General features: G+C 49.6%; 9 protein-coding genes and 1 rRNA gene. 9 read left to right on the top strand and 1 reads right to left on the bottom strand.

Translation table 11 applies throughout. The features are described from left to right. Positions 1–293: 293 nt before the first annotated feature. The 6 genes from dnaA to gyrB all read left to right on the top strand — a co-directional run bounded on the left by dnaA (position 294) and on the right by gyrB (position 6,781). Positions 294–1,643, top strand: a complete 1,350-nt coding sequence (gene dnaA / locus AC3ZPD_RS06390; protein ID WP_490983451.1) for a chromosomal replication initiator protein DnaA — start codon at positions 294–296, stop codon at positions 1,641–1,643. Between the two features lie 284 nt (positions 1,644–1,927). After that, the gene (gene dnaN / locus AC3ZPD_RS06385; protein WP_490983450.1) at positions 1,928–3,070 is read left to right on the top strand and encodes a DNA polymerase III subunit beta; all 1,143 of its coding nucleotides are present in this window, start codon (positions 1,928–1,930) and stop codon (positions 3,068–3,070) included. Positions 3,071–3,096: 26 nt separating this feature from the next. Then, complete coding sequence (yaaA, locus tag AC3ZPD_RS06380; protein WP_490983449.1) at positions 3,097–3,312, top strand: S4 domain-containing protein YaaA; 216 nt, start codon at positions 3,097–3,099, stop codon at positions 3,310–3,312. A 66-nt stretch (positions 3,313–3,378) separates the two neighbouring features. Then, entirely contained in the window at positions 3,379–4,491 is a 1,113-nt protein-coding gene (gene recF / locus AC3ZPD_RS06375; protein ID WP_490983448.1) for a DNA replication/repair protein RecF, read from the top strand. Between the two features lie 17 nt (positions 4,492–4,508). Beyond that, positions 4,509–4,757 (top strand): extracellular matrix regulator RemB, encoded by a 249-nt coding sequence (gene remB, locus AC3ZPD_RS06370; protein WP_490983447.1) that lies wholly within the window; start codon positions 4,509–4,511, stop codon positions 4,755–4,757. A 110-nt stretch (positions 4,758–4,867) separates the two neighbouring features. After that, positions 4,868–6,781 (top strand): DNA topoisomerase (ATP-hydrolyzing) subunit B, encoded by a 1,914-nt coding sequence (gyrB, locus tag AC3ZPD_RS06365; protein ID WP_490983446.1) that lies wholly within the window; start codon positions 4,868–4,870, stop codon positions 6,779–6,781. A gap of 105 nt (positions 6,782–6,886) precedes the next feature. Here the strand turns inward: gyrB and AC3ZPD_RS06360 are convergent, their stop codons facing one another. Then, positions 6,887–7,675, bottom strand: a complete 789-nt coding sequence (locus AC3ZPD_RS06360; RefSeq protein ID WP_490983445.1) for a YheC/YheD family protein — start codon at positions 7,673–7,675, stop codon at positions 6,887–6,889. A gap of 446 nt (positions 7,676–8,121) precedes the next feature. Between AC3ZPD_RS06360 and gyrA the strand changes: the two genes are divergently transcribed. From gyrA to AC3ZPD_RS06345, 3 genes are all read left to right on the top strand, one after another. Continuing rightward, a complete protein-coding gene (gyrA, locus tag AC3ZPD_RS06355) occupies positions 8,122–10,686 on the top strand; it encodes a DNA gyrase subunit A (protein WP_490983444.1) in 2,565 nt (854 codons plus the stop codon). A 229-nt stretch (positions 10,687–10,915) separates the two neighbouring features. Beyond that, positions 10,916–12,019, top strand: a complete 1,104-nt coding sequence (locus tag AC3ZPD_RS06350; RefSeq protein ID WP_490983443.1) for an HD-GYP domain-containing protein — start codon at positions 10,916–10,918, stop codon at positions 12,017–12,019. 343 nt (positions 12,020–12,362) lie between these two features. After that, positions 12,363–12,488, top strand: a 16S ribosomal RNA gene (locus AC3ZPD_RS06345); the annotation flags it as partial.

Here is a 12,488-nt window from a genome sequence, read left to right as displayed (position 1 = left end):
CGGTGTGAATATCTTTTAAACCCTCGAAGATTATCAACAGCCTGTGGATAAAATTGTGAACAATTTCATTTTATCCTCATTCAATTTAATTTCATGAACACGAGTACTGGGGATAAGATTCCCCTTTATTTCTGTTTTTTTCTGTTTTTTCGACTTTTTCTTGCAGTTCCCACTCTCCATCTTCGCCACGTCTTGACCTGTAGGCCCAGGAACCAACGGAGATTCCGCTCTCGAGAAGGAGCTATTTTATGGCTTAAGCCACAATTGTAAGTGTTATAAAGGAGTGACAGTCTGTGGACAGCCATACCTCTGAATTATGGCAGCAAATCCTATCCATCATCCAAACCAAACTGAGCAAACCCAGCTTTGATACCTGGTTTAAAGCCACCAAACCCGTATCGATCACCGATCGTTCCGTTGTGATCTCGGCGCCGACTACTTTTGCCGTTGAATGGCTGGAGAGCCGGTATACCAAACTTGTGGCTTCCACCATTTTCGAAGTGATCGGCCAGCAGGTGGATGTGACTTTTGAAATCGAAGAGAACAAGCAAGCCGAGCAGACCGCTCCGCAGCCTCAAACGCAGCCGGTTGTGGTGTCGGACGAGCCGATCTCTAATATGCTGAATCCCAAATATACGTTTGATACCTTTGTCATCGGATCGGGCAACCGTTTTGCGCACGCCGCCTCCCTGGCCGTTGCCGAAGCGCCTGCGCGCGCCTATAACCCGCTGTTTTTGTATGGCGGCGTAGGATTAGGCAAAACGCATCTGATGCATGCCATCGGCCACTATATTCTGGAGCATTCGCCAAACAGCAAAGTCGTTTATATTTCCTCCGAAAAGTTCACGAACGAGTTCATCAACGCCATTCGGGATAACCGCGGGGAAAGCTTCCGGAACAAATACCGGAACATCGACATTCTGCTGATCGACGATATTCAGTTTTTGGCGGGCAAGGAATCGACGCAGGAGGAATTTTTCCATACGTTTAATGCGTTGCACGAGGAACGGAAGCAGATCATCATTTCCAGTGATCGGCCGCCAAAGGAAATTCCGACGCTGGAGGAACGGCTCAGATCACGGTTTGAGTGGGGATTGATTACGGATATTCAGCCGCCTGATTTGGAGACGCGGATCGCGATTTTGCGCAAAAAAGCCCGTGCCGAGAACCTGGATATCCCGAACGAAGCCATGATGTATATTGCGAATCAAATCGATACGAACATCCGGGAGCTCGAAGGCGCTCTGATCCGGGTGGTGGCTTATTCTTCGCTGATCAACCAGGATGTGACTACACACCTGGCAGCCGAAGCGCTGAAGGATATCATCCCTTCCAGCCGTCCGAAAATGATCACGATTCAGGATATCCAGCAAAAGGTGGGCGAATATTACAACCTGAGGCTTGAGGATTTCAAGGCGCGGAAACGGACCAAAGCGATTGCCTTCCCGCGGCAGATTGCCATGTATCTGTCCAGAGAGCTGACGGATTATTCCCTGCCTAAGATCGGGGAAGCGTTCGGGGGCCGGGACCATACGACGGTCATCCATGCCCACGAGAAAATTTCGCAGCAGATGAAGAACGATCAGGAACTGTTTAAAATCGTCAATAACATCACAGAGAAAATTAAAAATACAACGGCTTAGAATTATGCACAACTGAATAACTCGTCCAATGCTCCAAAGCCTATGCACAAGCTATGCACATGTGGATAGGCTTGATTTTATATTGTTAGTGGGCTTATCCACATATTCAGTGCCCCTACTGCTATTACTACTATTTTTTAAAAGATTAATAACTTCAAAAGACAGCAGCCTTGCGGCCGCTTCGAAAAAAAGAGAAAACCTAAACCCGGCTTCGCCGATTTCGAAAAAAAAAGAGGAAGAGCCGCTGCCGCCGGCAGTTTAACAAACCGATTAGGAGTGACGTTATGAAAATCCGGATTTTGAAAAATGAACTGAACGAATCGATCCAGCATGTATCCAAAGCGATCTCCAGCCGTACAACCATTCCGATTTTGACGGGGATCAAACTTGAAGTGAACTTTCAGGGACTAACGCTGACGGCCAGCGATACCGATATTTCCATTCAGGCTTTTATTCCGCAGGAAGATAACAACAAGCAGATCGTTCAGGTTGAACGTCCGGGCAGCGTAGTTCTTCCGGCTAAATTTTTCGTCGAGATCATCAAGAAGCTGCCTTCTTCCGAAATTGAGATGGAGGTCAAAGAGGGTTTTCAAACCTTCATCCGCTCCGGCTCAACGGATATCCAAATGGTGGGCCTTGATCCGGAGGAGTTCCCTGTTCTGCCGACGATTGAAGAAGATCAGGTCATTTCCCTGCCGGGAGATTTGCTCCGCAATATGATCAAACAAACCGTGTTCTCCATTTCCACCCATGAAACCACGCCGATTTTGACGGGGGTTTTGTGGAACCTGAGCGACAACTTGTTCAAATTTGTGGCAACCGACCGCCACCGTTTGGCCAGCCGTACGGCTCCGATCGACAATGCGGAAGGCATCCGGTTCAGCAACATCGTCATTTCCGGCAAAACGCTGAACGAGCTGAGCAAAATCATTCCGGACCAGAACACGATGGTCGACGTCGTTGTGGCCGATAACCAAGTGCTGTTCAAAATTGACCGCGTGCTTTTCTACTCCCGCATCCTGGACGGAACTTATCCCGATACCTCCAAGATTATTCCGTCGCACTACAAAACAGAACTGGTTGTGGATACAAAAAAATTAAGCGATTCAATCGACCGTGCTTATTTGCTGTCCCGCGAAGAGAAAACGAATATCGTCAAACTGCAGACGCTTGAGGACGGAACGATTGAAATTTCCTCCAGCTCCTCGGAACTCGGCAAAGTAACCGAGCAGCTGGACGTGGTCGAATTTACCGGGGATCCGCTTAAAATCTCTTTTAACTCAAAATATATGCTGGACGTCCTGAAAGTGGTGGAAAGCGAGCAGCTGCATATCGGCTTTACCGGCGCCATGAGCCCGATCATCGTGAAGCCGACGGATGAAAGCCGCAGCCTCTATCTGATCCTCCCTTACCGGACCACGAACTAAGTCATCCGAAAGGATAAGTGAAAACGATGAAACAAGTTAAAATCCACAGCGAATATATCAAGCTGGACCAATTCCTGAAGCTGTCGGACTGCGTGCCGACCGGAGGCATGGCGAAAGCCCTGCTGCAGGAGGATCAGGTAAAAGTGAATGGAGAACCGGAAAACCGGCGCGGCCGTAAGCTGTATCCCGGGGACAAGGTTGAGGTCGAAGGCGAGGGTTCCTTTGAGGTTGCTGCAGAGTGAATGCCTCTAACGCGGTTCGGTGGGGAAAAACCTTCCGGATGCTTGAAGAGTAGGAGGAACCGCTGCATGTTTGTCAAAAATTTAAGCTTGCAACATTACCGCAACTATGAAGAGCTGAAGCTGGAAGCTTTCGGCAGCGTCAATCTGCTGCTCGGCAATAATGCCCAGGGCAAAACGAACCTGCTGGAAGCGATTCTGATGCTGGCGTTGACCAAATCGCACCGCACGTCCAAAGACAAGGAGCTGATCTCCTTTCAGGCGGACGCAGCGGTGCTTGCTGCGCTCATTGAACGCAAATATGGGGCGGTTAACCTGGAGCTGAGGTTGTCTCCGCAAGGGAAAAAAGCCAAGCTTAACGGCCTGGAGCAGCGGAAGCTGAGCGATTTTGTAGGTACGCTGAACGTAGTCATGTTTGCTCCGGAGGATCTGGAAATCGTTAAGGGGACGCCGGGTATTCGCAGGCGTTTTTTGGATATGGAGATCGGCCAGGTCATGCCGAGTTATCTCTATCACCTGCAGCAGTACCAAAAGGTGCTCGTACAGCGCAACAATCTGCTGAAGACGGCTTACCAGGCCGGCCCGGAAACGCTGGTCATGCTGGAGGTCTGGAATGAACAATTGGCAGAACATGGTGTTAAAATCATCAAGAGAAGGAAACAATTTATAAGAAAACTGCAACGTTGGGCAGCAGACATCCATTTGGGCATCACCAACGGGAATGAAAACCTCGAATTGACGTATTTGCCATCCTTTGGCGATGCCGATGAGGAAGATGAAGCTGTCTTATTGCAGCAATTTATGATAAAGTTATCACAATTGAAGGATCAGGAAATAAGGCGGGGCATGACGCTGGCCGGGCCTCACCGGGACGACATTGCGTTTCACATCAACGGCAAGGAAGCGCAGGTGTTCGGCTCGCAGGGACAGCAGCGGACGACGGCGCTTTCGCTGAAGCTGGCGGAAATCGAACTGATTCACCAGGAAATCGGGGAATACCCGGTTTTGCTGCTCGATGACGTGTTGTCCGAACTGGATCCTTATCGTCAAACCCAACTGATTGAAACATTCCAGAGCAAAGTGCAGACGTTCATCACCGCTACAGGCATGGAGAGCATCAATGCCGCCAAGCTGAAGGACGCCAGCATTTTTCATGTTCAAAACGGACAAGTGATGTCCTAGAAGCGGGGGCGGACAAGTTGTACATTCACCTGGGCGGTGAGAAAGTGGTATCTTCCAGGGAACTGGTAGCCATTTTTGATATATCGATCGAGAAATCTTCCAAAGTTTCGAAGCAGTTCGTGGCCCATATGCTCGAATCTAAAAAGATGGTGCAGATCAGCGACGAAGAAGCCAAATCGATCGTCGTTACCGAGCATACGGTTTATTACTCGCCTATTTCTTCGTCAACGCTGAAGAAGAGATGCGGCACTTATCAGGAACTGTAAAAGAGTCTTTTTTGGACTTTCCGCTTCTTTTTTCGCGAACGGGATTGATCCTTAATGCGACTCCGTCCTTGGGGACGGGGGCATTCTAATTTATAGAAGTAGGTGAAGGCATGTCTATCAACGAACAACAATCGTATGATGAAAGTCAGATACAGGTGCTGGAAGGATTGGAGGCCGTACGAAAACGGCCGGGGATGTACATCGGTTCAACCAGCGTCAAAGGGCTGCATCATTTGGTCTGGGAAGTCGTGGATAACAGCATCGATGAAGCGCTCGCCGGTTTTGCCGACAAGATCGATGTTATCGTCCATCAGGATAACAGCGTCACCGTGATTGACAACGGGCGGGGAATCCCGGTCGGTGAACATCCGAAACTGAAGAAATCGACTCTGGAAGTCGTCATGACGGTTTTGCATGCGGGCGGCAAGTTCGGCGGCGGCGGATATAAAGTATCCGGCGGTCTGCACGGGGTAGGGGTTTCCGTTGTAAACGCCCTTTCCGAATCGGTCATCGTTGAAATCAAACGCGACGGCCAAGTTTATCAGCAGGAATATCACCGCGGTGCCCCGCAGTACGACATCAGAGTGATCGGTACAAGCGAAACTACCGGTACGAAAACTACGTTCAAGCCGGATCCCGAAATTTTTACCGAAACTACGGTTTTTGACTATACCACTTTGCAGACGCGGATCCGCGAGCTGGCCTTCCTGAACAAAGGGATCAATATTACGCTGCACGACGAGCGAACCGGCCAGTCCGACTCCTTCCACTACGAAGGCGGGATCATTGAATACGTTAAGTTTTTGAACCAGAACCGTGAAGTTCTCAATGAGGAGCCGATCTATGTAGAGGGTTCCCGCGACATGATCGCGGTCGAAATCGCGCTGCAGTACAACGATAGCTACACGGAGAACATTCACTCCTTTGCGAACAACATCAACACGCATGAGGGCGGTTCCCACGAATCCGGCTTCAAGAGCGCGTTGACCCGGATCATTAACGACTATGCCCGCAAAACAAGCGCGATCAAGGACAGCGGATCCAACCTGTCCGGCGATGACGTGCGCGAAGGTTTGACGGCGATTATTTCCGTGAAAATTCCGGAGCCTCAGTTCGAAGGGCAAACGAAGACCAAACTCGGCAACAGCGAAGTCCGCGGGATTGTAGAGTCCTTATTCTCGGAGAAGCTGCAGGAATTTATGGATGAGAATCCGGCCACGGCCAAACGGGTGCTTGAAAAAGCGCTCCAGGCCTCCCGCGCCCGCGAGGCGGCCCGTAAAGCGCGCGAGCTCACTCGCCGCAAGAGCGCGCTGGAGGTAAGCAGCCTGCCGGGCAAGCTGGCCGACTGTTCCTCCAAAGACGCGTCGATCAGTGAGCTTTATATCGTCGAAGGCGACTCCGCCGGCGGTTCGGCCAAACAGGGCCGCGACCGGCACTTCCAGGCGATTTTGCCGCTGCGCGGTAAAATCCTGAACGTCGAGAAGTCCCGTCTCGACCGAATCCTGGGCAATGCCGAAATCCGCGCCATCATTACGGCGCTCGGCACAGGGATCGGCGAAGAGCTGGACATCTCGAAGGCCCGCTACCATAAGGTTATCATCATGACCGATGCAGACGTCGACGGCGCGCACATCCGTACGCTGCTGCTGACCTTCTTCTTCCGCTTCATGCGGCCGATTATCGAAGCGGGTTTTGTGTACATTGCGCAGCCGCCGCTCTTCAAGATCGAGCGGAACAAGGTTATCCGTTATGCGGGCTCCGAGAAGGAGCGCGACGAAATTATCGCCGAGTTTGGCGAAGGCGTGAAATTGAACGTCCAGCGCTATAAAGGTCTGGGCGAGATGAATCCGGAGCAGCTTTGGGAAACGACCATGGATCCGGAATCCCGGACCATGCAGCAGGTCTCCATCTCCGATGCGATTCAGGCGGATGCCTTGTTCGACAAGCTGATGGGCGACAATGTAGAGCCGCGCCGCGATTTCATCCAAGAACATGCCAAATACGTTAGAAATTTGGATATCTAAACGGAATACAAGAAGACCGGGTACGGGCTGTACCTGGTCTTTTTTTGTGCCAAATGGCTAAATGACTCTAATCGGACCAAGAGGTTGGACGGTTAGGGGCTTATTCTAAGAGGTTTTCTTTTTGCTCAAACGTCCGTACGCCTGGGCATATTTGCGGATTTTTACGTAAACGGTTTTATCGGTCAGCAGCTTGAAGGGGAACAAGGCGGGCAGGGTATTAACCTCCAGCAGCCAAGGGCGGAAATCCGCGTCTACGGCAATGTCGAGGCCGATCTCTTTTAACCGGGGATATTTTTTCTCCAGCTGGCTGCCTACTTTTTCCCCCAGTATTCTCAGCTCCCTGATTAACGCAGCCAGACCTTTTGAATCGAGGTAACACTTAAACAGCTCTTCAATGAGCTGGATTTGGCCCCCGCTGTGATGATTCGTAATGATTTTTTGCTGTCCGGCCACCCGGCCGATAAAACCCGTTGTTTCCCAGGCGCCTCTTAAGTTCTTCTGCACGAGGACTCGCAGGTCAAACTTGTTCCGATCGTAGGTCAGCAACTGGATACCGCGCTGTACCAAATAAAGTTTCCCGTTCATCCGTTCTGCGAGCAGTTCATTCAGTTCGCTCAGTGAACTATAAATCCGGCTCTCAATCCCGTACCGAAGTTTATACAGCCATGGCGACTCCGGGATTAAAGGCTCCTCCTGATAACGCTCTATGCTCATAACTCCGTTTCCGTAAGTGCCTTTATCAGGTTTAACGAACACAAAGTTATATAGATTGAGCATGGCCTCCAGCTGCTCCGTCGTAAACGGACGGGTCTCGGGGATATAACCGCTTAGCCAATTGTTTTTCATCAATACTTTCGTTTTTTCCCATTTGCTCGAAACGCGTTGGATCGACAAAGCTGCTTCATTCCTTTCTAAACGGGCTGAAAAAGCCGCTAACGATTGCTATAACGCCGAAAAACAGGACAGAAGGGACAAACAATGATATAATTATAAGATATGGTGATTTTCTAACTTCTTTGAAAAATAAGGAATCCTAGGAGATTGACCTATATAGGGTCAGTGTATGATGCCGGAAAGCCGCAGGACTGGACATTTCCCTATTTTTTTGTTTTTCGAGCCCATAAAAGAAGGCGTTTGGCGAATGTTTAATTGTGCTTGTTTTGTGAAAGTAATATAATAATTATTAGCGTTTATAGAGGATTACGGCCTTTTTATACATTTTTGAGTACCCGCAGACAATCGGAATGAACGGCAGAAGGCACGGTTTCGATTTCGCTTCCGCGGGCTGCTTTTGCGGCTTTTCTCATAGATGTACACTGGTAAATTGAAGGAGGCACAGCATGGCGGAAGAAAAATTCTCGCGAATTGTAGATCGTGATATCGGTCAGGAGATGCGCGAGTCCTTTATGGATTACGCAATGAGCATCATTGTCAGCCGGGCTTTGCCGGACGTCCGGGACGGACTTAAACCCGTGCATCGCCGTATTTTGTATGCGATGTCGGAACTGGGCATGTCCCCGGATAAGCCGTATAAGAAATCGGCCAGAATCGTCGGCGAAGTCATCGGTAAGTACCATCCGCATGGCGACTCTGCCGTATATGAAACGATGGTCCGTATGGCGCAGGATTTCTCCATGCGCAACATGCTGATCGACGGCCACGGCAACTTCGGTTCGATTGACGGCGACTTTGCGGCAGCGATGCGGTATACGGAAGCCAGACTCTCCAAGATTGCGATGGAAATGCTGCGCGACCTGAATAAAGAAACCGTTGATTTTGCGCCTAACTATGACGGTGAGGAACAGGAACCGGTTGTTTTGCCGGCTCGTTACCCTAACCTGCTGGTCAACGGGGTTTCCGGGATCGCGGTAGGGATGGCGACCAATATCCCTCCTCATAACCTGGGTGAAGTTATTGACGGTGTACAAGCTTTGATTGAGAACCCTGAGCTGACCTCCCTGGAGCTGATGGAATATATCAAGGGTCCCGACTTCCCGACCTCGGGTTACATTTTGGGCCGTGAAGGAATTAGACAGGCTTACTCTACCGGACGCGGTTCGGTGACGATGAGAGCCAAGGCCACAATCGAAGAGAATAATAATAAAGCCCGGATTATTGTCCATGAGCTCCCTTATCAGGTAATTAAAGCAAGACTGGTAGAGAAGATCGCCGAGCTGGTCAGAGAGAAGCGGATCGAAGGCATTACGGATTTGCGGGATGAATCGGACCGCAACGGTATGCGTATCGTGATTGAACTTCGCCGGGACGTGAACCCGAATGTGGTGCTGAACAACCTGTACAAACATACGGCCATGCAGTCCACGTTTGGAATCAACATGCTTGCGATCGTAAATAACGAGCCGCGGATCCTGACTTTGCACGAAGTTTTGAAATACTATATCATTCACCAGATCGAAGTCATCCGCCGGCGGACGGAGTTTGATCTTCGCAAGGCTGAGGCGAGGGCCCATATCCTTGAAGGCTTGCGTATCGCCTTGGATCATATTGACGAAGTCATCGCCTTGATCCGTTCCTCCAGTTCGGATGAACAAGCGCGCGAAGGACTGATGAGCCGTTTCGGGCTCAGCTTTGAGCAGGCCCAGGCCATCCTGGATATGCGTCTGCGCCGCTTGACCGGTTTGGAACGCGACAAGATTGAGAACGAATATAACGAGCTGGTTCAGAAAATCGCCGAATACAAAGAGATTTTGGCCAGCGAAGCGCTTGTTCTGAACATCATCAGCCAAGAGCTGCAGGAGATTAAGGAGAAATTCGCAGACGAGCGCCGGACTGAAATTACGGTCGGTGAAGAGAGCATTTTGGATGAAGACCTGATTCCTCAGGAAGAGGTCGTCATTACCATTACGCACACCGGCTATATCAAACGGCTGCCTGTTACCACTTACCGCAGTCAGAAGCGCGGCGGCCGCGGCGTCGTAGGCATGGATACGAAGGATAACGACTTTGTTGAGCATCTGTTCGTAACCAACTCCCACAACTTCCTGATGTTCTTCACGGACAGAGGTAAGGCCTACCGGATCAAAGCCTATGAGATTCCTGAGCTTGGCCGTACGGCAAGGGGAACGCCGATCATCAACCTGATTCAAATTGAACAGGGAGAGACGGTAAACGCCGTTATTCCGGTGGTACCGTCGGAGACGGACAAACTGCTGTTCTTCGCCACCCAGCAAGGGATCGTCAAGAAGACGCCTCTCGAGGATTACGTCAACATTCGTAAGGGCGGGCTGATCGCCATTAACCTGCGCGAAGATGATCGTCTGATCGACGTGAAAATGACGGACGGCAACGAAGAGGTTATCCTGGGCACCGCTCAGGGCATGTCGATCCGCTTCCTTGAGAACGACGTACGCTCCATGGGCCGTTCCGCAACCGGGGTTAAAGGGATCAATCTGGATTCGGATGATGTCGTCATCGGGATGGACGTTATTGTACCGGGCCAAGATGTGCTGATCGTAACGACAAAAGGCTACGGCAAACGTACGCCGGTTGACGAGTACCGTGTGCAGACCCGTGGCGGTAAAGGGATCAAAACGATTAACGTAACCGAAAAGAACGGTACGGTAATTGGTCTCAAAGTCGTTAAAGACGATGAGGACCTGATGATCATTACCAGCAGCGGCACCTTGATCCGGACTAGCATGGCGGGCATCAGCACGATGGGACGTTATGCTCAGGGCGTGAAGCTGATCAATATCCGTGACGAGGATTCCGTGGCTACCGTTTGCCGTACCGATAAAACCGAAGAGTCCAACGAGGACTTGGAGGAATTGTTAGAAGACGGCGAAACGCTGACACCGGAAGAGGAACTTCTGGATGCGGCGGGAACCGATGAAATCGCAGCTCCTGAGATGGAAAATCCGGCGGGAGACTCGGACGAAGAATAAGCTTTAGGTATATGAAAAATGTCCCAAGCGGGCCTTCTAGTCAGAAGGTCCGCTTTTTATTTTCCTATAAACTTTTTTCTCATTTTTTAAAGTTTAAAAAGGGAGATTGTTCCTATCTTTAAACGCGTATATAATTAGTCTGACAGTTGAGAGATCGTTTTTTAGCGATGGACGGCAGCATTTCATTTAGGCGTTTTAATTTTTAGACAGACAGTGAGGGGTAGAAGAAATGGGGATTATAGCTGTAAGCAATCTGAAACCCGGATTTAGAATTGCCAGTCCCGTACATACGATGCTCGGCGGGATGCTGCTTCCGAAGGGGAAAGTGCTGCTTCCCAGAGATCTGGACGTCCTTCAGGCTTTTATGATCCAGGAGGTCGACATTGAGGGGAATGCCAGCTTAAATGCTCCACCCCCTGTATCAAAGGATAAGGACTCTATTTCTAAAAATCCTCCTGCTGCACAGCCGGCCCCTACCGAAACCAGAAGGGTGATCAATGATCAGTTTCAAACGGAATACGATCGAATGCTTAACCTGGTAAAAAGCTCTTTTCAATCTGTGCTGGCTTCAAAAGTACCTGTGTTTGATCTCCGCAGCCAGTTGGAAACCCTCTTGGGCATGCTGAAGAATTACAATATCCTCACTTTTATTCCGAGGAACATGAATGAATATGACTACATGTATCATAACGGCATTTTATCTTCTTTAACTTGCTATTGTCTTGCCCAGTGGCATGGTCTTCCGCAAAAGGACTGGGTACAAGTGGCTTTGGCCGGTCTGCTGCATGATATCGGGAATGCGAAGGTCGATCCGGATATTTTATATAACCCGTCTAGCCTGAATACCGAAGAATTAGAGGAAGTGCGGATGCATACGACCTACGGGTACCAAATGCTGCGCAATATTACAGCACTTAACGAGGGTGTACGCCTTGCAGCCCTTCAGCATCATGAAAAAATCGACGGCTCCGGCTACCCGCTGCGCCTGACGGGCGATAAGATTCACGTCTACGCCAAGATTGTAGCGGTAGCCGATATTTTCCACGCCATGACGCTGAAGAAACGGTATAGAAAAGCACAGTCTCCTTATCTCGTATTAGAGGAAATCCAATCCGAAGCTTTTGGCAAATTGGATCCAGCCATTGTCCAAACCTTTATCGGAAGAGTAACCCAGCTTCACAATGGCACCCGTGTTCGTTTGAATACGAATGAGATCGGGGATATCGTATTTACAGATCGCACCCATCCAACACGCCCTATGGTATCCGTAAAAGGGCAAATTTTGAATTTGGCTCAGAACCACAATCTCTATATTGTGGAGATTATAAATTAGAATTGACCTGCGCTGCAAAATAAGGTATATTAGTAGATACCTGTTTTGCAGCGTTTCTGTTTGTCCAAATCAAATGGAAACAAAGAAACTTTTAAAAAAGCTTGCAAAGCTGCTTCTGACATGGTATGATATAAAAGTTGACAGCGACAAGTTGTTAACGAAATGAAAAGTTTGATCTTTGAAAACTGAACAACGAGTGAGAAATAAATGAGATACATTGGGGACGAATTTCAAATCCATATCGATTTGAAATTCGCTCCGATCTCGTCAGATTCAAAATGAGCTAAACAAACACTTTTAAATGGAAAACCTACCGCCTTCGGGTGGCAGGAACCTTCCATCTTTTATGGAGAGTTTGATCCTGGCTCAGGACGAACGCTGGCGGCGTGCCTAATACATGCAAGTCGAGCGGAGTTAATCGGGAGCTTGCTCCCGATTAACTTAGCGGCGGACGGGTGAGTAACACGTA

The organism is Paenibacillus mobilis (genome assembly GCF_058267595.1).
The sequence above is the reverse complement of the archived record's forward strand: the minus strand, read 5'-3'. Positions and strand labels throughout refer to the sequence as shown.